The sequence below is a fragment of the Pseudonocardia sp. Ae717_Ps2 genome (genome assembly GCF_001932475.1).
Taxonomy (GTDB): domain Bacteria; phylum Actinomycetota; class Actinomycetes; order Mycobacteriales; family Pseudonocardiaceae; genus Pseudonocardia.
In genome coordinates, this window is the sequence record NZ_MCIS01000001.1 from 5,384,168 (window position 1) to 5,409,454 (window position 25,287).

29 protein-coding genes and 1 riboswitch are annotated in these 25,287 nt (G+C 73.7%); of the genes, 11 read left to right on the forward strand and 18 right to left on the reverse strand.

Annotated elements, in window-relative coordinates; translation table 11 throughout:
• Positions 1 to 51: 51 nt before the first annotated feature.
• A complete protein-coding gene (locus Ae717Ps2_RS24700; RefSeq protein ID WP_075309800.1) occupies positions 52 to 675 on the forward strand; it encodes a hypothetical protein in 624 nt (207 codons plus the stop codon).
• Positions 676 to 869: 194 nt separating this feature from the next.
• Positions 870 to 1,391 (forward strand): gamma carbonic anhydrase family protein, encoded by a 522-nt coding sequence (locus Ae717Ps2_RS24705; RefSeq protein WP_075309798.1) that lies wholly within the window; start codon positions 870 to 872, stop codon positions 1,389 to 1,391.
• 36 nt (positions 1,392 to 1,427) lie between these two features.
• Here the strand turns inward: Ae717Ps2_RS24705 and Ae717Ps2_RS24710 are convergent, their stop codons facing one another.
• From Ae717Ps2_RS24710 to thiO, 3 genes are all read right to left on the reverse strand, one after another.
• Complete coding sequence (locus tag Ae717Ps2_RS24710) at positions 1,428 to 2,198, reverse strand: thiazole synthase (protein WP_043277356.1); 771 nt, start codon at positions 2,196 to 2,198, stop codon at positions 1,428 to 1,430.
• 2 nt (positions 2,199 to 2,200) lie between these two features.
• Complete coding sequence (thiS, locus tag Ae717Ps2_RS24715; protein ID WP_075309794.1) at positions 2,201 to 2,401, reverse strand: sulfur carrier protein ThiS; 201 nt, start codon at positions 2,399 to 2,401, stop codon at positions 2,201 to 2,203.
• Positions 2,401 to 3,573: a glycine oxidase ThiO gene (thiO, locus tag Ae717Ps2_RS24720; protein ID WP_075334370.1), complete on the reverse strand. Its 1,173-nt coding sequence runs from the start codon at positions 3,571 to 3,573 to the stop codon at positions 2,401 to 2,403. The genes thiS and thiO overlap by 1 nt, the downstream gene beginning before the upstream one ends.
• A riboswitch (TPP riboswitch) is annotated at positions 3,570 to 3,679 on the reverse strand. (Overlaps the previous gene by 4 nt.)
• 39 nt (positions 3,680 to 3,718) lie before the next feature.
• On the opposite strand from thiO, the gene thiE reads away from it, so the two are divergent.
• Complete coding sequence (thiE, locus tag Ae717Ps2_RS24725; protein ID WP_075309790.1) at positions 3,719 to 4,411, forward strand: thiamine phosphate synthase; 693 nt, start codon at positions 3,719 to 3,721, stop codon at positions 4,409 to 4,411.
• Positions 4,412 to 4,464: 53 nt separating this feature from the next.
• Here thiE and Ae717Ps2_RS38450 read toward each other — a convergent pair whose 3' ends face one another.
• Complete coding sequence (locus Ae717Ps2_RS38450; protein ID WP_175581820.1) at positions 4,465 to 5,499, reverse strand: hypothetical protein; 1,035 nt, start codon at positions 5,497 to 5,499, stop codon at positions 4,465 to 4,467.
• A 443-nt stretch (positions 5,500 to 5,942) separates the two neighbouring features.
• Positions 5,943 to 6,611, reverse strand: a complete 669-nt coding sequence (locus Ae717Ps2_RS24735) for a DUF3159 domain-containing protein (protein ID WP_020625163.1) — start codon at positions 6,609 to 6,611, stop codon at positions 5,943 to 5,945.
• A 155-nt stretch (positions 6,612 to 6,766) separates the two neighbouring features.
• Here Ae717Ps2_RS24735 and Ae717Ps2_RS24740 point away from each other — a divergent pair, with 155 nt between their 5' ends.
• Positions 6,767 to 7,567, forward strand: coding sequence for an SGNH/GDSL hydrolase family protein (locus tag Ae717Ps2_RS24740; RefSeq protein ID WP_075309786.1), 801 nt, complete (start codon positions 6,767 to 6,769; stop codon positions 7,565 to 7,567).
• Positions 7,568 to 7,631: 64 nt separating this feature from the next.
• Here the strand turns inward: Ae717Ps2_RS24740 and thpD are convergent, their stop codons facing one another.
• The 4 genes from thpD to ectA form a co-directional block, all read right to left on the reverse strand.
• Complete coding sequence (gene thpD, locus Ae717Ps2_RS24745; RefSeq protein ID WP_075309784.1) at positions 7,632 to 8,555, reverse strand: ectoine hydroxylase; 924 nt, start codon at positions 8,553 to 8,555, stop codon at positions 7,632 to 7,634.
• A gap of 126 nt (positions 8,556 to 8,681) precedes the next feature.
• A complete protein-coding gene (locus tag Ae717Ps2_RS24750; protein ID WP_020625166.1) occupies positions 8,682 to 9,077 on the reverse strand; it encodes an ectoine synthase in 396 nt (131 codons plus the stop codon).
• A gap of 7 nt (positions 9,078 to 9,084) precedes the next feature.
• Positions 9,085 to 10,338: a diaminobutyrate--2-oxoglutarate transaminase gene (gene ectB / locus Ae717Ps2_RS24755; protein WP_020625167.1), complete on the reverse strand. Its 1,254-nt coding sequence runs from the start codon at positions 10,336 to 10,338 to the stop codon at positions 9,085 to 9,087.
• Positions 10,335 to 10,937 (reverse strand): diaminobutyrate acetyltransferase, encoded by a 603-nt coding sequence (ectA, locus tag Ae717Ps2_RS24760; protein WP_083695334.1) that lies wholly within the window; start codon positions 10,935 to 10,937, stop codon positions 10,335 to 10,337. Before ectA ends, ectB begins: the two co-directional genes overlap by 4 nt.
• 364 nt (positions 10,938 to 11,301) lie before the next feature.
• Here ectA and Ae717Ps2_RS24765 point away from each other — a divergent pair, with 364 nt between their 5' ends.
• The gene (locus Ae717Ps2_RS24765) at positions 11,302 to 11,571 is read left to right on the forward strand and encodes a hypothetical protein (RefSeq protein WP_143510462.1); all 270 of its coding nucleotides are present in this window, start codon (positions 11,302 to 11,304) and stop codon (positions 11,569 to 11,571) included.
• Positions 11,572 to 11,686: 115 nt separating this feature from the next.
• Here Ae717Ps2_RS24765 and Ae717Ps2_RS24770 read toward each other — a convergent pair whose 3' ends face one another.
• Together Ae717Ps2_RS24770 and tatA are read right to left on the reverse strand one after the other, a co-directional pair.
• Positions 11,687 to 12,427, reverse strand: a complete 741-nt coding sequence (locus Ae717Ps2_RS24770; RefSeq protein WP_075333946.1) for an SDR family oxidoreductase — start codon at positions 12,425 to 12,427, stop codon at positions 11,687 to 11,689.
• Between the two features lie 20 nt (positions 12,428 to 12,447).
• Positions 12,448 to 12,723, reverse strand: a complete 276-nt coding sequence (gene tatA, locus Ae717Ps2_RS24775; RefSeq protein WP_233147675.1) for a Sec-independent protein translocase subunit TatA — start codon at positions 12,721 to 12,723, stop codon at positions 12,448 to 12,450.
• Between the two features lie 204 nt (positions 12,724 to 12,927).
• Between tatA and Ae717Ps2_RS24780 the strand changes: the two genes are divergently transcribed.
• The 4 genes from Ae717Ps2_RS24780 (at position 12,928) to Ae717Ps2_RS24795 (ending at position 17,866) form a co-directional block, all read left to right on the forward strand.
• Complete coding sequence (locus Ae717Ps2_RS24780; RefSeq protein WP_075309778.1) at positions 12,928 to 13,797, forward strand: arpA protein; 870 nt, start codon at positions 12,928 to 12,930, stop codon at positions 13,795 to 13,797.
• Entirely contained in the window at positions 13,797 to 15,587 is a 1,791-nt protein-coding gene (locus Ae717Ps2_RS24785) for a choline/carnitine O-acyltransferase (protein WP_075309776.1), read from the forward strand. Before Ae717Ps2_RS24780 ends, Ae717Ps2_RS24785 begins: the two co-directional genes overlap by 1 nt.
• 17 nt (positions 15,588 to 15,604) lie before the next feature.
• A complete protein-coding gene (locus tag Ae717Ps2_RS24790; RefSeq protein WP_075309774.1) occupies positions 15,605 to 16,579 on the forward strand; it encodes an NAD(P)-dependent oxidoreductase in 975 nt (324 codons plus the stop codon).
• A 120-nt stretch (positions 16,580 to 16,699) separates the two neighbouring features.
• On the forward strand, positions 16,700 to 17,866 hold the full coding sequence (locus tag Ae717Ps2_RS24795) for a hypothetical protein (RefSeq protein WP_075309772.1): 1,167 nt from the start codon (positions 16,700 to 16,702) through the stop codon (positions 17,864 to 17,866).
• Positions 17,867 to 17,931: 65 nt separating this feature from the next.
• Here the strand turns inward: Ae717Ps2_RS24795 and Ae717Ps2_RS24800 are convergent, their stop codons facing one another.
• Positions 17,932 to 18,765 (reverse strand): alpha/beta fold hydrolase, encoded by an 834-nt coding sequence (locus Ae717Ps2_RS24800; RefSeq protein WP_075333947.1) that lies wholly within the window; start codon positions 18,763 to 18,765, stop codon positions 17,932 to 17,934.
• A 108-nt stretch (positions 18,766 to 18,873) separates the two neighbouring features.
• Here Ae717Ps2_RS24800 and Ae717Ps2_RS24805 point away from each other — a divergent pair, with 108 nt between their 5' ends.
• The gene (locus tag Ae717Ps2_RS24805) at positions 18,874 to 19,458 is read left to right on the forward strand and encodes a hypothetical protein (protein WP_051050082.1); all 585 of its coding nucleotides are present in this window, start codon (positions 18,874 to 18,876) and stop codon (positions 19,456 to 19,458) included.
• 45 nt (positions 19,459 to 19,503) lie between these two features.
• Here Ae717Ps2_RS24805 and Ae717Ps2_RS24810 read toward each other — a convergent pair whose 3' ends face one another.
• Genes Ae717Ps2_RS24810 through Ae717Ps2_RS24820 form a run of 3 tightly spaced genes read right to left on the reverse strand, consistent with a single transcriptional unit; the run spans position 19,504 to position 21,790 of the window.
• Entirely contained in the window at positions 19,504 to 20,049 is a 546-nt protein-coding gene (locus tag Ae717Ps2_RS24810; RefSeq protein WP_020622880.1) for a VOC family protein, read from the reverse strand.
• Between the two features lie 5 nt (positions 20,050 to 20,054).
• Positions 20,055 to 20,666, reverse strand: a complete 612-nt coding sequence (locus tag Ae717Ps2_RS24815) for a CE1759 family FMN reductase (RefSeq protein WP_075309768.1) — start codon at positions 20,664 to 20,666, stop codon at positions 20,055 to 20,057.
• Positions 20,666 to 21,790 (reverse strand): LLM class flavin-dependent oxidoreductase, encoded by a 1,125-nt coding sequence (locus Ae717Ps2_RS24820; RefSeq protein WP_075333948.1) that lies wholly within the window; start codon positions 21,788 to 21,790, stop codon positions 20,666 to 20,668. Before Ae717Ps2_RS24820 ends, Ae717Ps2_RS24815 begins: the two co-directional genes overlap by 1 nt.
• 81 nt (positions 21,791 to 21,871) lie before the next feature.
• Between Ae717Ps2_RS24820 and Ae717Ps2_RS24825 the strand changes: the two genes are divergently transcribed.
• A complete protein-coding gene (locus Ae717Ps2_RS24825) occupies positions 21,872 to 22,333 on the forward strand; it encodes a MarR family winged helix-turn-helix transcriptional regulator (RefSeq protein ID WP_043277153.1) in 462 nt (153 codons plus the stop codon).
• Positions 22,334 to 22,510: 177 nt separating this feature from the next.
• On the opposite strand, the gene Ae717Ps2_RS24830 is transcribed toward Ae717Ps2_RS24825, so the two are convergent.
• The 3 genes from Ae717Ps2_RS24830 to Ae717Ps2_RS24840 are packed head-to-tail and all read right to left on the reverse strand — an operon-like array spanning position 22,511 to position 25,283.
• Entirely contained in the window at positions 22,511 to 23,536 is a 1,026-nt protein-coding gene (locus Ae717Ps2_RS24830) for an NAD(P)-dependent alcohol dehydrogenase (protein ID WP_075309766.1), read from the reverse strand.
• Positions 23,533 to 24,270 carry an iron-sulfur cluster assembly protein gene (locus tag Ae717Ps2_RS24835; RefSeq protein WP_083695336.1) on the reverse strand — a complete coding sequence of 246 codons (738 nt, stop codon included), beginning with the start codon at positions 24,268 to 24,270 and terminating at the stop codon, positions 23,533 to 23,535. Before Ae717Ps2_RS24835 ends, Ae717Ps2_RS24830 begins: the two co-directional genes overlap by 4 nt.
• On the reverse strand, positions 24,267 to 25,283 hold the full coding sequence (locus Ae717Ps2_RS24840; RefSeq protein ID WP_075309764.1) for an amidohydrolase family protein: 1,017 nt from the start codon (positions 25,281 to 25,283) through the stop codon (positions 24,267 to 24,269). The genes Ae717Ps2_RS24835 and Ae717Ps2_RS24840 overlap by 4 nt, the downstream gene beginning before the upstream one ends.
• Positions 25,284 to 25,287 lie beyond the last annotated feature (4 nt).

Genomic DNA, 25,287 nt, shown 5'->3' on the forward strand with positions numbered 1-25,287 from the left:
TTTCCGGCCTCGGGGGACAGGGCCGGCGGGCAGGACCGGTAGACAGGACCGATGCGCTGGTACGCCGAACGCCCCGACCGGATCGCCCGACAGGTCGTCGCCGACCTCGTCGCCGTGCTGTGGACGGTCCTCGCCGTCACCGCCGGCGTGGCCGTGCACGACGGGTTGTCCGCGCTGCGTGGGCCCGGTGACTCGCTGGTCGTCGCGGGCGGTCGGGTCTCCGACGCCTTCACCGGGGTCGCCGGAGCGGTCGGTGCGGTCCCGTTCATCGGGTCCGACCTGGCCCGCGCGCTGGATCCGGCCGCGGGGGCGGGCACAGAGCTCGTCGCCGCGGGGCGGCAGTTCGGGGGCGCCGTCGACGCTCTCGCGACCGGGGCGCTGGTCGTCGTCCCGCTGGTGATGCTGCTGCCGGTGCTGCTCGGCTGGCTCCCGCTGCGACTGCGCTACGCCCGGCGGGCCGGCGCCGCCGTCGCCGCGCGCGCCGCCGCCCCGGATCTACTGGCCCTGCGGGCGCTGTCGCGGGTGCCGGTGTCGCGGCTGGTCCGGGTCGCGCCGGACCCGGCGGCTGCGTGGCGGTCCGGGGACCCCGCCGTCGTGGCGGCGTTGGCCGCGCTGGAACTGTCCGACCTCGGCCTGCACACCCGCGTCCACGACCGGCCGACGACAGGGCGATGACCGGCGGCTGAAGAAGCGGGGACAGAGCTGGCGACACGCCGGCAGATCGACGGCAGCGTGACGAGACGGCGGCGTGGCGAGACCGGCCGTGTCGAGGCGGCAGGACGGCGGGCGACACGGCAGGGCGGCGACACGGCTGCGGTGCCGGCCGCGGCGCCGGGAGAACCACGGAGCGGGGTGCGACGCTGTCGACCATGCCGCTGTTCGCCCTGGAGGGCCTCTCCCCCACCGTGCACCCGGACGCCTTCGTCGCCCCGACCGCGACGCTCGTCGGGGACGTGCGCGTCGAGGAGGGTGCCTCGATCTGGTACAACGCCGTGCTGCGCGCCGACCTGGGGCCCATCGTCGTGCGTGCCGGCGCCAACGTGCAGGACGGGTCGGTGCTCCACGGCGGCGACGACCCGGTCACCGAGATCGGCGAGGGCGCCACGATCGGGCACCTGTGCGTGGTGCACGGTGCCGTGATCGGGGCGCGGGCGGTCGTCGGGAACGGCAGCACCGTGCAGGACGGTGCCCGGATCGGCGAGGGTGCGATGGTCGCCGCCGGGTCGACGGTCACGCCGAACTCCGAGCTGCCCGCCGACCGGCTGATGCTCGGCTCCGCGGCGAAGGAGCGCGGCGAGCTGACCGAGCAGGCCCGCTGGTGGGTGCGGACCAACCCGGACTTCTACCGCGCCCTGGCCCGGCGGCACGCCGACGGCGTCACCCCCGCCTGAGCCGCCCCCGCGCGTTCCGCGGAACGCTCCGGGCCCTCAGCCCTCGACGTCGGGCGAGCTCGCCTGGGCCCGGTAGCGGCGCGGGATCCGGCCGGCGTGCCGGGCGTCCCACCCCGCCTCCACGCCCCGTCGCATCGCGCGCGCCATCCGCTCCGGGTCGGCGGCGCGGGTGACGGCGGTGGCGAGCAGGACGGCGTCGCAGCCCAGCTCCATCGCCAGCGCGGCCTCCGAGGCGGTGCCGATCCCGGCGTCGAGCACGACCGGCACGCCCGCGGCGGCCACGATCATCTCGATGTTGTGCGGGTTGCGGATGCCGAGCCCGGTGCCGATCGGGGAGCCGAGCGGCATCACCGCGGCGCACCCGACCTGCTCCAGGCGACGGGCGAGGATCGGGTCGTCGTTGGTGTAGGGCAGCACGGTGAAGCCGTCGTCGACGAGCTGCTCGGCGGCGTCGAGGAGCTCGACCGGGTCGGGCAGCAGGGTCGTGTCGTCCGCGACGACCTCCAGCTTCACCAGGTCGGTCTCCAGCGCCTCGCGGGCCATCCGCGCCGTGAGCACCGCCTCGGCCGCGGTGCGGCAGCCCGCGGTGTTCGGCAGCACCGCGATCCCGAGGCGGCGCAGCAGGTCCAGCAGCCCGGTCCCGCCCGCGACGTCGACCCGGCGCAGCGCCACCGTGGTCAGCTCGGTGCCGGACGCGACCAGCGCCCGCTCCAGGATCTCCAGGTTCGCCGCCCCGCCGGTGCCCATCACCAGCCGCGAGTCGAAGAGGTGGTCGCCGAAGGCGAGCTTGTCGGTCTGCACAGCCATGCTCATCCTCCTTGCACCGCGGTCAGGACCTCCACGCGCGCGCCGACGCCGGGACGGTGCCCGGCCCACGACGTGCGCGGCACGACCTCCCCGTCGACGGCGACGGCGATCCCCCGCTCCGGCAGCCCGGCCTCGGCCAGGATCCGGGCGAGGTCGGCGTCGGCGTCGACCTCGCGGTGCTCGCCGTTCAGCACGATCAACATCAGTGGTTCCCCTCCTCGCGCGCCCCGGCGGCGGCCGGGACGAACCGTCGCGGGTCCGCGGCGCGGACCGCTTCGGGCACGTCGTCGCCGCGCAGCAGCGCCGCCACGGCCACCGCGGTCACCGGCACCAGCAGCATCCCGTTGCGGCCGTGCCCGGTGGCGACGATCAGCCCGTCGGGCCCGGTCCGCCCGATCAGCGGCAGGTTGTCCCGGCTGCCGGGCCGCAGCCCGGCGGCGGTCTCGGTGAGCGCGTACTCGGCGATCCCGGGCAGGATCCGCTCGGCGTCGCGCAGCAGGTCGCGCACCCCGCCGACGGTGACGTCGGTGTCGAAGCCGTTCTCCGCCGTCGTCGCGCCGACGACGAGGTCGCCGTACCCGGGCAGCGTCCGCGGCACGGCGTAGACCGCCCGCCCGTCGACGAGCGCCCGCACCGTCCGCGACGGCGGCGGCAGCGCCCCGGCGCGCCGGGTCAGCCGCAGGATCTCGCCCTTCACCGGGCGCACCAGCCCGTCGAGCACCGGGTGCAGCGACGACGAGTGCGCCCCCGCGGCGACGACGACCGCGTCCGCCGCGACCGTGGCCCCGTCCGCGAGGCGCACGCCGGTGACGCGGGCGCCGTCGTCGAGCACGCGCGCGACCCCCCGGTCGGAGACCACGACCCCGGCCCGCTCCGCCGCGGTCGCCAGTGCGGCGAGCAACCGCCGGTTGTCCACCGAGGGGTCGTCGGGCACCGACAGGCCGCCGCGGACCTCGGGGCCCAGCGCGGGTTCGAGCCGGCGCAGCTCGCGGCCGGTCAGCCGGCGCACGTCGCGGCCGAGGGACTCCAGGTAGTCCGCGAGCGCGGTCAGCTCGGCGCGGTCGCCCGACCCGGTCGCGGCGACGACGGTGCCCTCCGGGTGCAGCCCGGCGTCGGTGCCGGCGTCGGCGGACAGGGCCGCGGCGAACTCCGGCCAGCGGGCGACCGAGTCCAGCCCGAGGGCGAGCAGGTCCTCCTCACCGGGCCAGGCCTCGGTGACCGGGGCGAGCATCCCGCCGGCCACCCAGGACGCGCCGCGACCGGGGGCCGGGTCGAACACGGTCACCGACCAGCCGTCGCGGGCCGCCGCGCGGGCGAGGGACAGGCCGACCGCGCCCGCCCCCGCGACGACCAGCCGTCCGGCACTCGCGCTCATCGGATCCACCTCACTCCCTGCGCCGGCATGACCCGGATCAGGTTCGACGGTCGGGACCGCGTCGCGGGTCCCCTCTCAGCCCGCTGCCCGGGCTCCCGTGGTTCGTCGTCGTCCGGGGCACAGGCTACGCCGTAGCCTGCGAGCCGTGTCCGACACTGATACCCGCCCCGGCACCCGCGACACCCGTCGCGCCCGGCTCGACGCCCTCACCGACGCCCGCCTCTACCTGTGCACCGACGCCCGCACTGCGCGTGGTGACCTGGCGGAGTTCGCCGACGCCGCGCTCGCCGGCGGGGTCGACATCGTCCAGCTGCGGGACAAGGGCGGGCCCGACGGACCGCTGGAGGCACGCGCCGAGCTCGCCGCCCTGGAGGTGCTCGCCGACGCCTGCCGCCGGCACGGCGCGCTGCTCGCGGTGAACGACCGCGCCGACGTCGCGCTCGCCGCGGGCGCCGACGTGCTCCACCTCGGCCAGGACGACCTGCCGGTACCGTGGGCACGCCGGGTCGTCGGCGACGACGTGCTCGTCGGCCGGTCCTCGCACAGCCCCGAGGAGACCCTGACCGCCGCCGACGAGGACGGCGTGGACTACTTCTGCGTCGGTCCCTGCTGGCCCACCCCGACCAAGCCGGGACGCCCGGCGCCCGGCCTGGACCTGGTCCGCACGGTCGCCGGGCGCGCCCCGGCGCGGCCGTGGTTCGCGATCGGGGGCATCGACGGCGACCGACTGGACGAGGTCCTCGACGCCGGCGCCGACCGGATCGTCGTGGTCCGGGCGATCACCGAGGCCGAGGACCCGCGTGCGGCCGCGGCGGCGCTGCGGGCCCGGCTGGTCTGAGGCCCGACCGCGTCGATCCCGCGACGCCGGCTGACGGCGCCGCGGGACGCCGGTCAGTTCTGCGTGCCCGAGCCCTGGTCGCCCGAGTTCTGGCCGCCGGAGTTCTGGCCGCCGGAGTTCTGGCCGCCGGAATCCTGCCCGGAGCCCGGCTGCTGGGTCGGCAGGACCCGGTTCAGCCCGTCCTGCAGCGGGTTCGACGAGCCCGAGCCGTCCTGACCGGAGTCCCGGTCGCGGGTGCTGGTCGTCGACTCCGACGTGCTGGTCCCCGACTCCTCGGTGGAGGTCGAGCTCGACGACGACGTCGACGAGTCGCCCCCGGAGCCCTCGCCCCGGTCGTTCTCCTGCTGGGCCGGAGGCGCACCGCCGCGGACGACGTTGCTCACCGAGGTGCCGGAGGAGCCGGACAGCGACGAGCCCTTCACGAACTCGATGCCGGAGATCAGGAACATCGACACGGCGAAGGTGACGACGCCGAGCACCGCGGACACGACGACCGTCTTGCGGGTGACCCGCACCCGGCGGAACCGGCCGTGGCCCGTTCCGGCGGCGCGGGTGGTGCCGCCGGGCGTCTGCCACGGGTCCAGGAGCACCGTCTCCTCGCCGGTGGGCCCGGCGATGCTGCGGCCGGCGCCGTCCTGCGCGGCGGCCGCGGTGCCCTCGGCGACGCCCTTGCCCCGCCGGGTCGCCTTCTCCTTCAGCTCGAGGGCCTTGTCCTTGCTGACCTCAAGCGAGCGCGTGAACAGCGTGGTGGCCAGCGTCGAGATGATCGAGCCGAGCGCCGCGCCGATCACCGTGCCGACCGCGCCGAGGAACGAGCCGAGCACTGCCGTGACGATCGCAGCCCCGGCGCCGGCCGCGATCTTCGTCGGGCTGAGGTCGGCCTTGAGCCCGCTCGCCTTCGTGGTGTCCGACGAAGCGTCCCCGGAGCCGTCACCGGACCCGCCGGAGCCCCCGGACCCACCGGGACCGTTCGGTCCGCCCCCGACCGGCCCCACCGGACCGCCGGGACCGGCCGCGCGGGTCGTGTCCGACGCGGGCGGCAGCACCCGGGTGCGCGGACGCCCGCCGGGCGGCGTCCCGACAGGCACGCCCGGCCCTGGCACGACCGGGCTCACCGGACGGGCGCCGGGCGGGGTCTGCGTGGTCCGGCCGCGGGTGATGTCCGACGGCGGCTGCGGGCCCCGTCCACCGTGCGTACGGGACGGGTGCGCCGTGCGCTGCCGGGGCAGCCGCGGGGCGTCGGGAGAGGCCACCGGACGACCGGTGCCGGGTCGGGGAGCGGACGACTGGGCGGGGGGACGGGCCGGGCCGGGGACGCCACGGGGGGGCGTCGCCGGAGCCGGGCTCCGGGGGGGGCGCTGGTGTGGCATGGCTCCTTGCAGTGATCGTCGGTGCAGGCGGATCGCCGCCGGGGGAACGTCCGGGGACGCAGCGACTGCGCCGGACGATCACCCGATGTGGTGACCTTCACACGATCGCGCAAAGATCACGGGAAGATCACGATTCTACCGTCACCGGTTGTCGGACAGCGTCACCGGGGGTGACGAATGCCCGGGTGATCGGCCGGCAGCGCCGTACGCAGCAACGGCCACGACACGAGCACGCTCAGCCCGACCAGCAGCGGGCTCAGCACCGTCCGCGCGACGCCCAGCAGCACCACCTGGTCGGCCGCCCACAACGGGAGGAACACCGACAGCCGCACGACGTACTGCGCTACCCACGCCCAGGACGCCCGCTGGTACCCGCGCAGCAGGTCCGGGTCGCGCCGCCACCGGGTCCGCTGCCCCAGCAGTCCGCCGACCACCACCCCCAGCAGCGGCCAGCGCACCACGATCGAGATCGCCCAGGCCAGGGCGCTGCCGACGTTGGACACGATCTGGACCAGGAAGAAGTCCGACGCGCGCCCGGTGATCAGCGCGATCGCGGCCGCGACGACGACCCCGGCCAGCCCGAACAGCACCGCGCGCGGCCGCCGCCCCCGGTACAGCCGCCATGCGGCCACCCCGGCCCCGGCGACGATCGCCGCGCCGGCGCCCCAGTTGATCGGGAACAGCGACCCCGCGGCGTTCGCCGCCACCCAGGCGAGCACGAACGCGACGACCGGGACCGAGGCGTCGACGGCACCGGCCCGGCCGCCGAGCAGCTCGGCCAGCCGCGGGTCCTCCCGGGGCGCGGTGCGGGAAGCGGGATCGGGTGTCACCTGACTAAGGGTGCCCTATCTCGGGCCGCAGGTCGACGGATCCGATTGGCGTACGGGCCCGGAGAGGGTGATCATCGCTGTAACGCCGCACGTCGTTGCGGTGAACAACAGATGGGCACGGATCAGGATCACGGAACCGGGAGGGGGCGGTGTCGATGGCCACGCAGCGACACGATCAGGGGCGCGCACGGCACCGGAGCTTCGTCGCGATCGGGGACAGCTTCACCGAGGGCCTCGACGACCTGACCCCGGACGGCAGGGCACGCGGCTGGGCCGACCGCGTCGCCGAGATCCTCGCCGAGCGCCGCCCCGGCTTCGGCTACGCCAACCTGGCGGTGCGCGGGAAGGTGCTGGACCAGATCGTCGACGAGCAGATCCCGGTCGCCGAGGCGATGCGCCCCGACCTGATCACCTTCTGCGCCGGCGGCAACGACATCATCGGCTGGAGCTGCGACGTCGACGACCTCGCCGCCCGCTTCGACGCCGCGCTCGGCAGGCTGGTCGCCACCGGGGCCGAGGTGCTCATCTTCACCGGCTTCGACCTACGCCGGATGCACCCGCTCATCCGCAGGCTGCGGGGCCGGATCGCCTGCTACAACGAGGACATGCGGGCCGCCGCCGAGCGGCACGGCTGCCGCGTCGTCGACCTGTGGGCCATGGACTGCCTCGCCGACCCGCGGGCCTGGGGCCCGGACCGGCTGCACCTGGTGCCGCACGCGCACGAGCGGGTCGCCTGGCGGGTGCTGGAGACGCTCGGCGAGGACGCGCCGGACTGGCGCGGCCCGTGGCCGGAGCCGGCCGTCGAGCCCGCGCCGTGGACCGCCCGGCAGGCCGAGGACCTGCGGTGGGTCACCCAGCACGTGATGCCGTTCCTGCGCCGGCGCCTGCGCGGCACCAGCACCTGGGACGACTACCACGCCAAGCGTCCTCAGCTGGCTCCGCTGCAGGACGCCTGAGCCGTACGTCGTCGTCCCGCGGTGCTCCCGCGGGACGACGACGTCGCGGTGCGCGGTGGGCCGCTCAGCGGACCGGGGTGTGGTCCCGGGCCGCGATGTAGGACGGCCGCGGCCGCGGTGCCGAGAACGGCGCGACGCACGCGTTCTCGACGCTGTTGAACACCAGGAAGATGTTCGACCGCGGGTACGGCGTGATGTTGTCGCCGGAGCCGTGCATGCAGTTGGAGTCGAAGAACGTCGCCCCGCCCGCGTCGCCGGTCATCATCGTGATGCCGTGCCGCTCGGCGAGCTTGGCGATCGACCGTGCGTCGGGCGTGCCGATCTTCTGCTCCTTCAGCGACGTCCGGTAGTAGTCCTCCGGCGTCTCGCCCACGCAGGACACGAAGGTCCGGTGCGATCCGGGCATGATCATGAGGCAGCCGTTGAACGGGTGATTGTCGGTCAGCGAGATCGAGCAGCTGACCGCACGCGGGCCCGGCATGCCGTCCTCGGCGTGCCAGGTCTCGAAGTCCGAGTGCCAGTAGAACCCACCGCCGCCGAAGCCGGGCTTGTAGTTGATCCGGCTCTGGTGGACGTAGACGTCGGAGCCGAGGATCTGGCGGGCCCGCGAGAGCACCCGCTCGTCGCGCACCAGCCGGCCGATCGCCTCCGAGATCCGGTGGACCTCGAAGATCGAGCGGACCTCGTCGGAGGACTTCTCGACGATGCAGCGCTCGTCGGCGCGCACCTGTGGGTCGGCGGCGAGCCGGTCCAGCTCGGCCTGGTACTCCGCGACCTCCTCGGCCGTCAGCAGGCCCGGCACCTGCACGAAACCGTCGCGCTCGTGCGCCTCCAGCTCCTGGGCGCCGAACATGCCCGCGCTCGCCCGGTCGCTCCAGACGGTGGGCTCGGCGCGGTCGATGAAGACCGGTGTGTTCGAGACGCGCGTCGGGTAGCGGTCACCCGCGGCGCGCACGAGACGCGGTTCGTTGCCGACCAGTGCGGTCATGGACCCTCCTGTGAGTCGCTGTCGGTTCGGTTCCCTTCGAACGGGTGTCGTATGAACGACCGCGAGGGGCGTTCCCGCTGTAACACAGCGGAAACACCCCTCGCGGTGTGATCTCGGAACGGAGGTTCAGTCCTCCGTGACCAGCGGGTACACGCCGTTCTCGTCGTGCACCTCCCGGCCGGTGACCGGCGGGTTGAAGACGCACACGCACTTGATGGTGGTCTTCGGACGGAGCTGGTGCTTCTCGTGGCCGCTCAGCACGTAGATCGAGCCCGGCTTGAGCTGGTACGTGACGTCGTTGTCCTTGTCGTACAGCTCGCCCTCGCCCTCGGTGATGAAGACGGCCTCGATGTGGTTCGCGTACCAGAAGTCGTTGATCGTCCCGGCCTGCAGGGTGGTCTCGTGGACCGAGAAACCGACCTTGTCGTTGGCCAGCACGATCCGCTTGCTGCGCCACTGGCCGTTCTCGGACTCGACGTCCCGATCGGTTCCGGTGATCTCGTCGATGGTGCGGACGATCATGTGGGTATCAGCTCCCGATGACGGTGCGGACGGACTCGCCGATGATCGCAAGACCCTCGTCGAGCTCGTCGTCGGTGGTCGTGAGCGGCGCCAGCAGCTTGAGGACCTCGTCGTTCGGACCGGCGGTCTCCAGCAGCAGGCGGTGCTCGAAGGCCTTCGAGGCCACCTTCTCGGCGAGCCCCTCCCCCTCGAACTGGATGCCCCGCGCCATCCCACGGCCCTTGGTGAACATCTCGGTGCCCTGGTTGTCACCGATGATCTTGTTGAAGGCCTCCTCGACCTTCTCGCCCTTGCGCAGCGTCTCCTTCTCCAGCGTGTCGTCGGTCCACCAGTTGCGCAGCGTGTGCGTGGCGGTGACGAACGCGGGGTTGTTGCCGCGGAAGGTGCCGTTGTGCTCGCCGGGGCCCCACTGGTCGTACTCCGGCTTGATCAGCACGAGTGCCATCGGCAGGCCGTAGCCGGAGATGGACTTGGAGATCGTGACGATGTCGGGCTGGATGCCGGCGATCTCGAACGAGAAGAACGGACCGGTCCGGCCGCAGCCCATCTGCACGTCGTCGACGATCATCAGGATGCCCTTGCGGGTGCACAGGTCGCGCAGCCCCTGCAGCCACTCGATACGGGCCGGGTTGAGCCCGCCCTCGCCCTGCACGGTCTCGACGATGACCGCGGCCGGCTCGTTGAGGCTGGATCCCGTGTCGTCGAGGACCTTCTCGAACCACAGGAAGTCGGGCATCTTGCCGTCGAAGTAGTTGTCGAACGGCATCGGCGTCGAGTGGACCAGCGGGATGCCCGCGCCACCGCGCTTCATCGAGTTGCCGGTCACCGACAGCGCGCCCAGCGTCATGCCGTGGAACGCGTTGGTGAAGTTGATCAGTGCCTCGCGACCGCTGATCTTGCGGGCGAGCTTCAGCGCGGACTCGACGGCGTTGGCGCCGGTCGGGCCGGGGAACTGCACCTTGTACTGCAGGTTCCGCGGCTTGAGGATGATCTCCTCGAAGGTGGTGAGGAACTCGCCCTTGGCCGAGGTGTACATGTCCAGGCCGTGGGTGATGCCGTCGCGCGTCAGGTACTCGATGAGCGGCTTCTTCAGCACCTCGGGGTTGTGCCCGTAGTTCAGCGCGCCCGCGCCGCCGAAGAAGTCGAGGTAGGAGTTGCCGTCGACGTCGGTCAGACGGCTCCCCTTCGCCGTGTCGAAGACGACGGGCCAGTTGCGGCAGTAGCTGCGGACCTGGGACTCGAGATCCTCGAAAACGGTCATGTGTTCTCACCCTTGTCTGCTGCGATCGGGCCGATGAGATAGAGGTTCTCCGGCTCGTGGGAGTCACCGAGCAGATCGGGACCGAACAGGTCCTCCCGCTCGATGGTGGTGTCGTGGCGCTCGGCGAACTTGGTGAACAGCCGGATCGACGAGGCGTTGTCCGGCGTGATGGTGGTCTCCATCCGCTCGGTGCCGCCCACGGCGACCGCCTGCTCCCAGACGGCGTCCAGCATCCGACCGGCGAGGCCCGCCCCGCGTGCCACCGGGTCGACGCACACCTGCCAGATGAACAGGGCGCCGTTCTCCGGGCGCAGGTAGCCGGTCACGTATCCGACGGCACGGCCGTCGTCGCGCCGGGCGATGACCGAGGTGCGCGCGAAGTCGCGACACCACAGGATGTAGGCGTAGCGGGAGTTCACGTCCAGCGTCCGCGACTCCACCGCCAGCCGCCACATGTCCACCCCGTCCGCCGGGACCGGGGAGCCGATCTCGTACGTATGGTCACCGTCGGCGTCGGCCGCCGGGCCGGATGCGCCGGTCGCGGCGTCTCCGTCCGGAACCGTGGACGCCCGAGGAGGAGCCTGTTCGGGAGCGGTCATGACTGGCGAGGTTAGTGCCGTCGGGCGCTCGATGCAGCCGCTGACGACGGGCGGCGACCCCCGGAGCCGTGATCCACGTGATTGGTGCCACAATGGGCGCTGACGCCGCGACACCCGGTGTCCGCCCTGGAAGACACCGTGATCACCGGTCCGTCCGATCGGTTTCGGGACCCGGCCCGGGGCGGCCGGAGGTCTCGGACGTGGCGCTCACCACGCTGCGCCACCACCCGGCCGCGCGTTCGGCCAATCGTGCGGATGCACTTGCATCTGCACCGCTGTGGGGTGACGATGGCTACTCCGTCGAACCGTGCCCGGAGGAGCTGTCGTGTCAGTGACACCCGCCAGTACGCGCCCCGTGGCCGTGGTGACCGCACCGGACGAGAGGCAGACCGTCACGGTCACCTGCGCCCGGGACAGCCGCAGCCACGTCGTGGCGCAGGCGGTCCTGGCCGACTCGCTCGCCGCCGGGACCGGCCACTGCACCGCGCTCTGCGGGCACGTGGTGCTGCCGGCGTCGCTGGCCTCACCGCCCGGGGACGGATGCCTGCTGTGCGCCGAGACCTCCGGGGCCGGGCGTCGTGCCCGCCGCCGCGGACGGATCGGCTTCGGGCGCTCGGCCCGCGCCGCCTCCTGAGCGCCGCCGCCGACCGCCGTCCACAGCCGGTCCGTTCCCCTACCGCCGGCCGGGCCCCGACCCGCGCCGGTGGACCCGCCGACGCCGGGCCGACGCGGGGTTCCCGGCCCGCCGGTCAGCGCCCGCCGGACACGTCCAGCACCGCGCCGGTGACGTAGCTGGCCTCGTCGGACAGGAGCCAGGCGATCGCCGTCGCCACCTCGTCGGGGTGACCGGCCCGGCCCATCGGGATCGACGGCGCCATGCGCTCGATCCGCCCCGGCTCGCCGGCCCTGGCGTGGAAGTCGGTGTCGAGCAGGCCCGGCCGGACGGCCGCCACCCGGATCCCGTCCGCGGCGACCTCCTTCGCGAGCCCGACGACGAGCGCCTCGACCCCGGCCTTCGCGGCCGCGTAGTCGTTCCACTCGCCGGGCGAGCCGAGCACCGCCGCGCGGGAGGTGACGTGCACGAGCACCCCGCCGGCCCCGCCGTAGCGGGTGGACATGCGGTGCACCGCCTCGCGCGAGCAGAGCAGTGCCGCGCGCAGGTTCAGCGCGACGACCTCGTCGATCCGGGCGTCGCTCATGTCCTCCAGGCGCTGCCGCGAGGGGGCACCGCCGGCGTTCGCGACCACCCCGGTCAGCGGCGACGGCAGGGCCGCCGCCGCGTCGAACAGCTGCTCGACGCCCTCGGTGCGGGTGACGTCCGCGGCGACCGCGGCAGCGTTCACCCCGGCCGCCCGGCACTCCGCGACGACGGCCGCGGCGTCCTCCGGCGAGGCCCGGTGCCCGACCAGGACGTCCTGGCCGCGTGCGGCCAGCAGCCGGGCGGTGGCCGCGCCGACCCCCCGGCTGGCCCCCGTCACGAGCACCGTCATGCGTCGTCCGTCCTGCGGCGTCAGGCCCGGTGGGTCTCGGGGCCGGGCTCGGGACGGGCGGTGGCCTCCGCCGCCCCCGGCTGCCGGTTGCCGGGGTCACGGACCTCGGTGTCGGCCCGGGTCGCGCCGCCGGGGCCGATCTCCCCCGGGCGCTCGTCGTCGTCGCGCAGGCCGCGCATCTCGCTCTTCAGGATCCGGCTGGACCGACCGACCGACCGCGCCATCTCCGGGAGCTTCTTCGCGCCGAACAGCAGGACCAGCACGACCAGCACGATCAACCAGTGGGTGGGGCTCATAGCTCCCATGACAGCCTCCTCGCTCGCCGACGGAATCAACGAACCATCCTCCGCCGGGGTTCCCTCTCGCAAGGACAGCCTCCCACGGCACACGGAATCTGATCATTCGGTCACTCACCGTTGATCCGTCGACACCGATCGGGTTTGGATGACGGTGACACCGCGGGCGGCACCGGTGCTGCCCGGGCACGAAGGAGCTGATCCGTGCAGCCGTCCGCACTCGCGGCCCCGCAGGAGCTCGACCCGGTCGACCTGACGCGCTACCCGGTGCACGAACCGGGCTCGTCCGGCTGGGAGGACGCGGTCCGCCGTGCCCGTGCCCAGCTCGCCGCCGACGGCTGCGCGGTGCTCCCCGGGTTCGTCCGGGCGTCGTGGCGGGACCGGCTGCGGACCGAGGGCGAGGCGGTCGCCCCGCTGGCGCACCACGAGACCGCCGTGGTGAACGTCTACAACACCGACCCGGACCCCACACTGCCCGCCGACCACCCGGCGCGGGTGCGGATGGAGCGGGGCAACGCCTTCGTCGCGCGGGACCGGATCCCGGCCGCCGCCCTGATCCACCGCCTCTACCCGCAGCCCGCGTTCCGCGCGTTCCTCGCCGCCTGCACCGGCGTGCCCGAGCTGCACGAGCTGGCGGACCCGCTGGCCGGGCTGTGCCTCAACGTCGTCGGCGACGGCCGGTCGCACCCGTGGCACTTCGACACCAACGAGATCGCGATCAGCCTGCTCACCCGCGCGCCGGAGGCCGGCGGGGTCTTCGAGTACTGCCCCGACATCCGCGACACCACCTCGGAGAACACCGCCGACGTCGCCGAAGTCCTTCACGGGAGGGGCGGCGCCCGGGTCCGACGGCTGGTGCTGCGCCCCGGTGACCTGCAACTGTTCCGCGGCCGGTACTCACTGCACCGGGTGACCGAGGTGCGCGGCGAGACCGCCCGGCACACGGCGATCTTCTCCTACAGCACCCGCCCGGGGGTGGTCGGCAGCGCGGCCCGCACCCGCCAGCTGTTCGGGAGGACACTGTCCGAACACGGGGGGTCGCGCGCCGTGCGCGTCGACGGGCTGCTGGACTGATGGGCGTGACCACCACGTTCGCGGCCGACGACGACCTGCCGAAGGTGCCGCTCCCGACGCTGTCCGCCTCGGCCGAACGCTTCCTCGAGTGGTGCGCCCCGCTGCTCACCCCGGACGAGTACGCCCGCACCGAGACCGCCGCCCACGAGCTGCTCGTCGAGGGCGGCCCGGCGTCGGTGCTGCAGGCCGACCTCGAACGCTTCGACGCCGGCGCCCACAGCTGGCTGGACGCGTTCTGGCCGTCGCGCTACCTGGGCCGGCGTGACCGGATCGCGCTCAACGCGAACTTCTTCTTCCTGTTCGGGCCGGGCACCACCACCGACCCCTGCGAGCGGGCCGCGCAGCTCACCGTGGCCGCCCTCGGACACAAGGCCGACCTCGATGCCGGGACGTTCCCACCGCTGGTCAACCGGGGCGTGGCGCAGTCGATGGACCAGAGCCGCCACATCTTCTCCACCACCCGCATCCCGGGCGACCCGCAGGACACCGTCCGCACCCCCTACAGCGACGACTGGCCGGGTCCGTCCACCGAGCGGCACGTCGTGGTGCTGCACCGCGGCCGGATCCACCGCCTCGACGTGATCGGCGAGAACGGGGCGGCGCACACCGCCGGGGAGATCGCGGACGCGCTGCGGGAGATCCGCGAGGCCCACCCCGAGCGGGCCGCCACCGGCGACGCGGTCGGCGCGCTGACCACCCTGGCCCGGGCCGAGTGGGCCGCGGTGCGGGACCGGCTGACCGGGCTGGACCCGGCCAACGCCGAGGCCGTCGACCTGGTGGAGCGGGCGCTGCTCGCGGTCTGCCTGGACGAGACCGACCCCGCCGACGAGGAGTCCGCCGCGCGGACCCTGCTGGCGGGGGACTCCGGCGACCGCTGGTTCGACAAGGCGCTGTCGATCGTCGTGCTCGCCGACGGCACCGCCGGGGTCAACATCGAGCACTGCGAGCTCGACGGCACGACCGTGCTCACCCTGGTCGACGCCATGTTCGCCGACCCGGTCGAGGTGCACGCCGAGCGGATCGGGACCCGCCCGCAGGGCACTGCGCCGCACGGCGAGCTGCGGTTCGTCCTCGACGACGACCTGCGCGCCACCGTCTCCCGCGCGCACGACGAGTTCGCCGCGTTCCTCGACGCCACCGCCACCGAGCTCGTCGCCTTCGACGACTTCGGCGCGGACGACGCGAAGGCCCTCAAGTGCTCCCCGGACGCCTTCGTGCAGGCCTGCTACCAGGTCGCGCACCGGCGGGCCAAGGGCGTCACCGGCGCCACCTACGAGTCGATCGCGACCCGGCAGTTCCGGCGCGGCCGCACCGAGGCGATGCGGGTCGTCACCCCCGAGATGGTCGCGTTCGTCGACACGATGGGCGACCCGCAGGCGTCCGACGCCGACAAGGTCGAGACCTTCCGGGCCGCCGCCGCGGCCCACGGGGCCCGCGCGAAGCAGTGCCAGCAGGGCGACGCACCCGAGCAGCACCTGTGGGAGCTGGACTGGATCCGGCGTCGCCGCGGGGCGGAGCTGGGCGTCACCGAGCAGCTCGCGGTGTTCGACTCCCCCGGCTGGACGATCATGCGCGACGACTGGCTGTCGACCAGCTCGGCGCCGTCGGACAACATCCGGTACTTCGGGTTCGGCTCGACCAGCTCGCGCTGCATCGGGGTCGCCTACGTGCTGCTGCCCGACCGCTTCCACGTGCACCTGTCCACCCCGGCCGACCAGGCCGAGGGGATGCACGCGTTCGCCAGGGAGCTGCGGGCGGCGGTGACCGAGCTGCGGAACCTGCTTGCCTGAGCGGGTTCACTGGTGGGGTGGAACGTGTTCTCGTCACCGGCAGTTCCGGCCACCTCGGTGAGGCGCTGGTCCGCACCCTGACCGGTGACGGGGTGCCCGTCGTCGGCCTGGACCGGCGGCCCTCGCCGTGGACCGCGGTCGTCGCGTCGCTGACCGACCGCGACGCCCTGCGGTCGGCGTTGCGGGGGGTCACCCACGTCCTGCACACCGCGACGCTGCACAAGCCGCACGTCGGCTCGCACAGCAGGCAGGACTTCGTCGACACGAACGTGTCGGGCACCCTCGCGGTGCTGGAGGAGTCCGCCGCCGCGGGGGTGCGGGGCGTGGTGTTCACGTCCTCGACCAGCGCGTTCGGCCGTGCGCTGGCCCCGGCACCGGGCGGGCCCGCGACCTGGATCGACGAGACCGTGGTGCCGCGGGTCCGCAACGTCTACGGAGCCACCAAGACCGCCGCCGAGGACCTGTGCGAGCTGGCCGCGCTGGACCCGGGGCTGCCGGTGGTGGTGCTGCGGACCTCGCGGTTCTTCCCCGAGGCCGACGACCGCGACGACGTCCGCGCCGCCCACGACGACACCACGCTCAAGCTGGTGGAGTTCTGCCACCGGCGGGTCGACGTCGCCGACGTCGTGTCCGCGCACCTGGCCGCGGCCCGGCGGGCGCCCGAGCTCGGGTTCGCCCGCTACGTGGTCAGCGCGCCGTCGCCGTTCCGCCGGTCCGACCTCGCCGAGCTGGGCAACGACCCGGCCGCGGTGCTGGAGCGGCGGGCCCCGGCGCTCGCCGCGCTGCTGGCCGAACGCGGCCGGCCGGTCCCGCCGGTGGACCGCGTGTACTGCCCGGACCGGGCGGTCGCCGAGCTCGGCTGGACCCCGATCTGGGACGTCGACGCTGTCGTCGCGCGGGTGCGAGAGGGCGGGCCGCCCCGCAGTCCGCTGGCCGACGTCGTCGGGGCGAAGGGATACCACGATTCCCCGACCGGGGTGTACACCCGGTGATTTCACCTCGCCGGACCGGGTGACTGTAGGTCGACAGGGCTAACGCCGTGGGTACATCCGGCGGTAGACGTGACACAGCACGTGTCGCCGACCGTGACGCCGTACCCCGGAGGTCCTGCCATGACCGGCCCGCAGCACCGACCCAGCCCCGGCCCACGCGGTGCCGACGCCGACCGCGCACGGCCGTCGCCGCGGCCGCGGCACGGGTTCGACGACCACGAGTTCCCCGAGGACTCCTACCAGGGGGACTCCTACCGGGAGGACTCCTACCAGGGCGGCGGCTACCCGGACCTGCGGTCCTCGCGGCCGGTGGAACGGGCGACACCCACCGACCCGGAGGGCTTCGGCGAGCTGTACGGCGGGACCGGGCCGCAGCCGACCGTCGGGCGCGGCGGGTACGCCGCACCGATGCGTTACGAGGGCTACGGCGCCCCCGTGCAGGCCGGCGGGTCGCAGACGAGCGGTGACGGCCCCGATGACGGCGGGTACGACGGCGGGTACGACGCGTACGCCCGGGCCGCGCACCGCATGCCCGAGGAGCCGGCCACCCCGGCCCGGGCCGCCTACGGCGAGTACGGCGACCCCGAGTCCCGCGGCGGGACCTCGATCGACGGCGGCCCGCCCTACCCGGCCGCCTCGGAGCAGGACGACACCGCCCGGCACGATGCGGACCGCCACGATGCGGGCCCGCACGACACGAACTGGGACGACACGAACTGGGACGACGCCGCGCCGACCGCGGCGCCAACCGCTGCCTCGGCCGCCGCGTACGGCGGGGACGAGCGCCCCGTCCACGGGGAGACGGGCGGCACCGCGGTCGCCGAGCGCACCGCCGTCGGGACCGGGGCAGGGACGGGGGCCGGGGCCGTTCCGGTGCCGCGGTCCCCGTCGGAGTCCGGCGGGCGTCGTCCGGCGACGGTGGCCGAGGCCGCCGCGGCCCGCTTCGGCGCGTCCGCCCGGACCGCCGACCCGGCCCGGGCCGGGCTCGCCGAGCGGACCGGTCCCCCGGCCCGGGCGGCCGCACCGGCGGGACCGGGCGTCGAGGCGACCGGTCCGGTCACCACGACGCGCCGCCCGGCGACCGCGGCGGCCGTGCCGGCCCCGGTGACCGTGGCCCGGGACGGGACCGCGCTCACCGTGCTGCGGGTCGTCACCTACGTGCTGGTGTCGCTGTCCTGTCTGGTGTTCCTGGCCGGTGCGGTCTACGGGCTCGTGGCGTTCCTGGAGCTCCGCGGGGCGCTGGGCACCTCGCCGCTGTTCGGGGGCGGCACCCCGTTCGGGAACTGAGGTCGTCCGTCGTGCCCGACCGTGGGTCGACGGCGGTGGGGTCGGTGCAAGCGACGTAGCCGCTGTCAGGCGCGGGACAGGACCTCCCACAGCCGTCGCGCGAACGCCGACGCGTCCTCGACGAACCCGACGTGTCCGCCCGGGAACGCCTCCGGTGGGCGGCCCAGCCCGGCCGCGAGGGCCCGCGAGGTCAGGTCGCACAGCTGCCCGGCCGAGGCGTCGCCGATCCCGACGGCGATCCGGGCGTGGCGCAGCCGGTCCAGGTCGGGGGCCCACCGCACGGTCTCGCGCATCTCGTGCAGGAAGAAGTGCCGCTCGTCGGCGGTCTGCCGGGCGGTCGCGTCGTCGCCCGCCGCGGGCAGGGCGGTGCGTTCGGGCACCTCCTCGGGTGCCACGGCCGGCAGTCCGGCGGAGGCCAGGAAGAGCCCCCAGGCCGCGGCAGGGCCGTGTTCCCGGTAGGTGCGGACGATCTCGTCGGTGGCGGTCCGGCGCTCGTCGGCGTCGGGCAGCAGCTCCTCCAGCGGCGGTTCGTGCGCGACGACGGTCCCGACGAGATCCGGGCGCTCCTGGGCGAGCGCGAGTGCCACGACCGCCCCTCCGCTGGACCCGAACACCGTCGCCGGGCCTCCGCCGAGGTGCTCGACGAGCGCGGCGAGGTCGGCGGCGCGCACCGCCACCGGGGAGTCGGCGTCCGGGTCCTCGACGACGCTGCGACCGGTACCGCGCGGATCGAACGTGACGACGGTGTGGTCGTCGGCGAACAGCGACGCCAGCGGCCCGAACGGTCCGGCGCCCATCGGCGACCCGGCCAGGACGAGCAGCGGGCCGGAGCCGCGCACGTCGAAGGTGATGCGGGCACCCGGCCGGTCGAGCAGGTCGGTGCTGACGGCGGTCGACATGGCGGCTCCCCTGCTCGGTGGACGTGCCCCGCCGATCCTGGCCGCCGCACGGGCCGGTGTCACCGCCGTAGGCTGGAACCGACTCCGACGGAACGGACGAAACCCCCTGTGAAGACCCGCATCGCCCCCGCTCTGGGTGTGCTCCTCGTGCTGGCCCTGCTCGTCGGCGGGCTCGTGTGGTTCGCCGGGAGCCGCGGGTTCACCGCCGACGACCTGCGCGACCTGGTCGACCCGCCCCCGCCGGAGCAGTGCGACCAACCCGACCCGACGACGTCGGGCTGCCTCACCCCGTCCGCGCTGCGCCTGCACGACGCCCTCGTCGAGCGGTTCGGCGAGCCCGGCCCGTCGGCACCGGTACGGGCGATCACCTGCTGGTCGGAGCATGCGTGGAACCCGTCGAGCGACCACCCCGCCGGACGGGCGTGCGACGCGTTCCCGGCCGGCTACGGCGACTTCCCCGCCGGGCAGGACCTGGAGGACGGCTGGGCGGTCGCGACCTGGCTGCGCGAGAACGCCTCCGAGCTGCGGGTCCGGTACGTGATCTGGCAGGGCCGGATCTGGTACCGCGGCACCGGGGACTCCGGCGAGGGCCGGGAGAACTGGGGCAGGCCCTACGACGGCGGCGGGGTCTACGACCCCGCCGACGCCACCGGCGGGCACTTCGACCACGTCCACGTCAGCGTGCGCCGGTGACGCGACCCGCCCGCGCACGCGACTGAGCAGGTGTCGGAGCAGGTGTCAGAGCACGTGCTGGCCGTACATCTCCCCCAGCGGGTCGGCGATGAGTTCGATGCGGGCGCCGTCGGGGTCGCGGAAGTAGACCGAGACGCCCGAGTGCACCTCGTGCTCCACCCCGGCCTCGGTGAGCCGGGCGACCAGCTCGTCCCAGCGCTGCGGCTCGACGCTGATCGCCATGTGGTGCAGCCCGCCGAGGACCTCGGCGTAGGGGCCGACGTCGAGGCCCGGGAAGTCGAAGAACGCGAGCAGGTTCCCGTTGCCGATGTCGAAGAAGAAGTGCGAGGAGCCGGGGTAGTCCCGGTTCTCGATCAGCTCGGTGAGCGGGAAGCCCAGCACGTCCTGGTAGAAGCGCACGGTCCGCTCGACGTCCGAGCTGACCAGGGCGGTGTGGTGCAGTCCGCGGGCGGTCGAGGTCGGCCGCTGTCCCGCCGGCTTCAGGTGGGCGGCGCGGATCCGGTCGCGTGCGGCGTCGAGGGCCGCGGTGTCGGTGCCGGTCGGGGTGCCGGTCGGGGTCGAGGTGTCGGTGGAGGTGCTGGTCTCGGTCATCGTGGTCAACCCTTCAGCAGTGCGGTGAAGTCGGGGACGTCGTCGAAGACGTCGGTGCGGGTGGCGGCGGGCCGGGCCGCGACGGCGGCCGCCAGCTCACCGGCGGCCCGCTCGACGCGGCTCTCCAGTGTGGTGCCCACCTCGGTCGCACCCCAGTCCTCGGGCGCGGCGAACACCGCGGTCGGCACGGTCGCCGCCCGCAGGTACGCGAACAGCGGGCGCATCGCGTGCTCGAGTGCCAGCGAGTGCCGCGCCGTGCCGCCGGTCGCGGCGAGCAGCACCGGGGTGCCGGTGAGCGCGTCGCGGTCCAGCACGTCGACGAAGGTCTTGAACAGGCCGCTGTAGGACGCCGAGAAGATCGGCGTCACGGCGACGACCGCGTCCGCGGCGGCCACGGACTCCAGCACCGGCGCCAGCGCGGTGTTCGGGAAGCCGGCGACCAGGTGGTCGGCGAGGTCGCGGGCGTGCTCGCGCAGCTCCACGACCTGCACCTCGGTCTGCTCGCCCCGGTCGGCCAGGGCGGTCGTGACCGCGGCGGCGAGCCGGTCGGCCAGCAGCCGGGTCGACGACGGCGTCGACAACCCGGCGCTGAGCACGACGATCCTGCGTGTGGTCATCACGCGACCTCCTGCTTCTCCTGCGTGCTCTTCTCCTGCGTGCGGGCGGCGGCGTCGCGGGCGGCGACCAGCGAGGCGTGGGTCGGCGCGTCCGGGACCCCGGGCGCACGCAGCGCGGCGAACTCCTTGCGCAGCACCGGCACGACCTCCTCGCCCAGCAGGTCGAGCTGCTCCAGCACGGTCTTCAGCGGCAGGCCCGCGTGGTCGATGAGGAACAGCTGGCGCTGGTAGTCGCCGACGTACTCGCGGAAACCGAGGGTGCGCTCGATGACCTGCTGCGGGCTGCCGACGGTCAGCGGGGTCTCACGGGTGAAGTCCTCCAGCGAGGGCCCGTGCCCGTAGACCGGGGCGTTGTCGAAGTAGGGCCGGAACTCCCGCACCGCGTCCTGGCTGTTGCGACGCATGAACACCTGTCCACCGAGGCCGACGATCGCGCGGTCGGCCGGTCCGTGACCGTGGTGCTCCCAGCGCTTCCGGTAGAACTCGACCATCCGCTTGGTGTGCGACGCGGGCCAGAAGATGTGGTTGTGGAAGAAGCCGTCGCCGTAGTACGCGGCCTGCTCGGCGATCTCGGGGCTGCGGATCGAGCCGTGCCAGACGAACGGCGCGACGCCGTCGAGCGGGCGCGGGGTCGAGGTGAAGCCCTGCAGCGGGGTGCGGAAGCGCCCCTCCCAGTCGACGACCTCGGTGTCCCAGAGCTTCCGGAGCAGTGCGTAGTTCTCGATCGCGAGGTTGATCCCCTGCCGGATGTCCTGGCCGAACCACGGGTAGACCGGGCCGGTGTTGCCGCGCCCGAGCGTCAGGTCGACGCGCCCGCCGGCCACGTGCTGCAACATCGCGAAGTCCTCGGCGATCTTCACCGGGTCGTTCGTGGTGATCAGCGTGGTCGCGGTGGACAGCTGCAGGGTGCTGGTGACACCCGCGAGGTAGCCGAGCGTGGTCGTCGGCGACGAGGAGAAGAACGGCGGGTTGTGGTGCTCGCCGAGGGCGAAGACGTCGAGACCGACCTGCTCGGCGCGCCGGGCGATGGTCAGGACGTCCTGAATGCGCTGCGCCTCGGTCGGGGTGGCGCCGGTCGTCGGGTCCGGCGTGATGTCGCTGACCGAGAAGACTCCGAACTGCACGGCTTCCTCCAGTAGTTGATTCGTCATCTACATCCTGCACCAACATGGATGACGCGTCAACTATTCCGGTACCCTGCAGCCGTGACACGGTGGCTGGACGAGCGCGAACAGGCGGCCTGGCGAGGGCTGCTCCGGATGCAGGCGCGGTTGCACGCCGAGCTGCACCGGCGGCTGCAGGCGGACTCGGGGCTCTCGCTCGCGGACTTCGACGTGCTCGTCGCGCTGACCGACCGGCCCGACGAGCGGTGCCGCGCGATGGAGCTGGCGGGCCTGCTGGACTGGGAGAAGAGCCGGCTGTCGCACCACCTCGCGCGGATGCAGAAGCGCGGCCTGGTCGCCCGCGAGGAGTGCGACGACGACGGCCGCGGCAACTACGTCGTGCTCACCGGGGCGGGCCGGGCGGCGATCGAGGCCGCGGCGCCCGGGCACGTGGAGACCGTGCGGGAGCTGGTCTTCGACGCCCTCTCCGACGACGACGTGACCGCGCTCGCCCGGATCACCGCCGCCGTGCAGGCCCGGCTCGACGGCCGGGCCCCCGCCTGACCGGCCCGCGACACCGGCCGGTCCCGGTCCGCGGCCGCGCCCCCGGGACATCCGCCCACCGCGTTCCGCGGAACGCGGACCGAGGGCGTGACACCGCGTTCCGCGGAACGCACGACGGCCCGCACCGGCGTCACCGGTACGGGCCGTCGTGAACGGGACCGCGGGCGGACCAGCAGGTCAGGGCACCAGGATGGCGCGTCCCCTGACCTTCCCCGCGTCGAGGTCGTCGAGCGCGGACTGGAAGTCGTCCAGCGCGTACTTCGTGGTGTGCAGCGTGACCCGCCCGCGCCCGGCCAGCTCCATCAGGTCGCACAGGTCGTTGTAGGAGCCGACCAGGTTGCCGACCACGTTCACCTCGGCCGAGATCAGGTCGATCGTCGGGACGTCGACGTTCTCGCCGTAGCCGACGACGTGGTAGTCCCCGGCGCGCCGCGTCATCGCCAGGCCCTGCGCGGTGGAGCCGCCCTCGCCGACGAAGTCGATGACGGCCTCGGCGCCGTTCCCACCGGTGCGTGACAGGACCTCGTCGACCTGGCCGCCGTCGGCGACGATGCCGTCGTCGGCGCCGATCTCCAGCGCCAGCTTCACCGCGTCCGCGTTGCGGTCGAGCACGACCAGCCGGGCCGGGGTCAGCGCCTTGAGCACCTGGATGCCGATGTGACCGAGCCCGCCCGCACCGATGACGACGCACGTGTCGCGCGGACCGAGACGCCGCGAGGCCTTGGCGGCCGCGTGGTAGGCGGTGAGCCCGGCGTCGGCGAGCGCGGCGACGTCGGCCGGCTGCAGCGACGGGTCGAGCTTGACCACGCTGCGCGCCGAGGTGCGCAGGTACTCCGCGTACCCGCCGTGGGTGTCGATGCCCGGGAACGCCGAGGCGGTGCAGTGCACGTCGTCGCCGGAGCGGCAGGCGCGGCACAGCCCGCAGGTGGCGAGCGGGTGCAGGATGACCCCGTCGCCCTCGCGGACGTGGGTCACCGCGGAGCCGACGGACTCGACCCAGCCCGCGTTCTCGTGGCCGATCGTGTACGGCAGCGCGACCTGCGACTTCTCCGCCCACTGACCCTCGAGGACGTGGAGGTCGGTGCGGCAGACGCCCGCTCCGCCGATCCGCACGACGACGTCGAACGGGTCGGCGACCTCCGGCTTCGCGACCTCGGTCAGCTCCATCGGCCGGTGGTAGCCGACGACCTGTACTGCTCTCACGGACGGGTTCCCTTCGTGGTGTCCCCGGAGACGGACTCCGGGTAGCGGGTCTTCAGCAGCCCCCGGCAGAAGTGGGCGTTGCCCTCGATCGAGATCCGCACCGACCGGGCCATCCGCAGCTTCAGCGGGACCTGCTCGGCCGGGTACGGGACGCCGTCGTGCCCGACCAGGACCGGCAGGTGCCCCGCGGTGCCCAGTCCGAGCGTGACGCGGCGACGCAGCAGCGCGTCGGTGGTCGGGCCCGCGGGCAGGTCGGCCAGGGTGACTCCGTGCAGCGTCTCCGGCGCCCGGTCCGGGTCGCGGCGCAGCAGCCCGGTCAGCGAGCGCTCCATCGCGGCGGCGTGCGCCTTGCGCCGGAAGGTGACCCGCAGCTCGTCGAGGTCGGACTCGGCCTCGTGGCGGAAGGTGCCCTTGTAGCCGGCGTCGGCGGCCAGCCCGGCGTTGATGAGGTCGGAGTCGTGGTGGTCGTCGAGCTCGACGGTCACCGCGGTCGTCCAGTCCAGCGCCGTCAGCACGTCCTTGGCGTCGGAGCACATCAGGTAGGCGAAGTTCGGCGCGCAGAACGCGGTGGGCAGCCGCAGGTGCACGGTGACCCGGCCGCCGTCGACGTCGAGGGTCCGCACGAACTCCAGGTCGGTGATCGGCTCGTCCAGCTCCGGGTCGACGACGGCGTCGAGCGCCCGCCAGGCCTGCTCGGCCCGCGTCGCGTGCGCGGTCAGGGCCGGCGCGCTCACGAGGCCACCGGCACTTCCTGCGGGGTCTCGTCGCGGAGCGCCAGCTCGGCGGGGACCTCGATGTCGTAGATCTTCGCGGCGTTGAGGCCCAGGATCTTCTTCTTCTGGGCGGTGGTCAGCGGCGCGTACTCGGACAGCTCCTCGGGGATCTGGAAGTCCACGAAGCGCTCGACCAGCCAGCGCGGGGTCCAGATGGCGTAGTCGCTGGAGAACTGGATGCGGTCCTCGCCCAGCCAGTACAGGAGCTCACCCAGGATTTGGCCGAAGTACTTGGGCCGGGTGTGGATGAACGGCATCGCGACGGCCAGACCGGCGTGCACGTTCGGCTCCTGGGTGGCGATCCAGCAGAAGTCCTCCAGCCGCGGCAGGCCGCAGTGCTCGACGACGAAGTTCAGGTCGGTGAAGTCGGTGGCGACCTTGTCCACGTCCGCGACGTCGAACGCGTCGCGGTCCAGCGGGCGGATGGTGGGGCCCTTGTGGATGTGGATGTTGCGGATGCCCAGCTCCTGGGCCGCCTCGAGGTACTTGTAGGACCAGTGGTCGTCGAGCTTCCAGCCGCGGGACTCGCCGTGCCACTCCGCGGTGTAGAGCTTCACGCCCTTGAGCCCGAAGCGCTTCGCGTCCTCGCGCAGCTGCCGCAGGCCCTGCTCGCCGTTGCGCGGGTCCCAGTGGTGGTTGTAGGTCAGCTTGTCCGGGTGGGCCTGGGCGAGGGCGAAGGCCTCCTCGGTCTGGCCGAACCCGTTGGCGTAGAACTCGCCCAGGTACGCGGGCTGGAAGACGGCGTGGTCGACGTGGCCGTCGGCGAACAGGTCCTTCATCAGCCGCTCGCCGCCCTGGTAGAGGTAGTCCTCGTAGGGCCACACCTCGGACTCCGGGCTGAGGTTGCGGTGGTAGTCGTAGAAGCAGTCGATGAACTGCTTGCCGTGGATGTTGCGCTGGTTCTCCGGGCGCGCGTCCCACAGCGCCACGTGGGCGTCCACGATGAAGTAGGACTCACCGTTCTTCGAGTACATCGTC

What these genes read in the sequence shown, in the direction of transcription:
- Ae717Ps2_RS24700 (WP_075309800.1), top strand. Translation starts at nt 52, where the DNA reads ATGCGCTGGTACGCCGAACGCCCCGACCGGATCGCCCGACAGGTCGTC.
- Ae717Ps2_RS24705 (WP_075309798.1), top strand. Translation starts at nt 870, where the DNA reads ATGCCGCTGTTCGCCCTGGAGGGCCTCTCCCCCACCGTGCACCCGGAC.
- Ae717Ps2_RS24710 (WP_043277356.1), bottom strand. Translation starts at nt 2,198, where the DNA reads ATGGCTGTGCAGACCGACAAGCTCGCCTTCGGCGACCACCTCTTCGAC.
- thiS (WP_075309794.1), bottom strand. Translation starts at nt 2,401, where the DNA reads ATGTTGATCGTGCTGAACGGCGAGCACCGCGAGGTCGACGCCGACGCC.
- thiO (WP_075334370.1), bottom strand. Translation starts at nt 3,573, where the DNA reads ATGAGCGCGAGTGCCGGACGGCTGGTCGTCGCGGGGGCGGGCGCGGTC.
- Ae717Ps2_RS24740 (WP_075309786.1), top strand. Translation starts at nt 6,767, where the DNA reads ATGGCCACGCAGCGACACGATCAGGGGCGCGCACGGCACCGGAGCTTC.
- thpD (WP_075309784.1), bottom strand. Translation starts at nt 8,555, where the DNA reads ATGACCGCACTGGTCGGCAACGAACCGCGTCTCGTGCGCGCCGCGGGT.
- Ae717Ps2_RS24750 (WP_020625166.1), bottom strand. Translation starts at nt 9,077, where the DNA reads ATGATCGTCCGCACCATCGACGAGATCACCGGAACCGATCGGGACGTC.
- ectB (WP_020625167.1), bottom strand. Translation starts at nt 10,338, where the DNA reads ATGACCGTTTTCGAGGATCTCGAGTCCCAGGTCCGCAGCTACTGCCGC.
- ectA (WP_083695334.1), bottom strand. Translation starts at nt 10,937, where the DNA reads ATGACCGCTCCCGAACAGGCTCCTCCTCGGGCGTCCACGGTTCCGGAC.
- Ae717Ps2_RS24770 (WP_075333946.1), bottom strand. Translation starts at nt 12,427, where the DNA reads ATGACGGTGCTCGTGACGGGGGCCAGCCGGGGGGTCGGCGCGGCCACC.
- tatA (WP_233147675.1), bottom strand. Translation starts at nt 12,723, where the DNA reads ATGAGCCCCACCCACTGGTTGATCGTGCTGGTCGTGCTGGTCCTGCTG.
- Ae717Ps2_RS24785 (WP_075309776.1), top strand. Translation starts at nt 13,797, where the DNA reads ATGGGCGTGACCACCACGTTCGCGGCCGACGACGACCTGCCGAAGGTG.
- Ae717Ps2_RS24795 (WP_075309772.1), top strand. Translation starts at nt 16,700, where the DNA reads ATGACCGGCCCGCAGCACCGACCCAGCCCCGGCCCACGCGGTGCCGAC.
- Ae717Ps2_RS24800 (WP_075333947.1), bottom strand. Translation starts at nt 18,765, where the DNA reads ATGTCGACCGCCGTCAGCACCGACCTGCTCGACCGGCCGGGTGCCCGC.
- Ae717Ps2_RS24810 (WP_020622880.1), bottom strand. Translation starts at nt 20,049, where the DNA reads ATGACCGAGACCAGCACCTCCACCGACACCTCGACCCCGACCGGCACC.
- Ae717Ps2_RS24815 (WP_075309768.1), bottom strand. Translation starts at nt 20,666, where the DNA reads ATGACCACACGCAGGATCGTCGTGCTCAGCGCCGGGTTGTCGACGCCG.
- Ae717Ps2_RS24840 (WP_075309764.1), bottom strand. Translation starts at nt 25,283, where the DNA reads ATGTACTCGAAGAACGGTGAGTCCTACTTCATCGTGGACGCCCACGTG.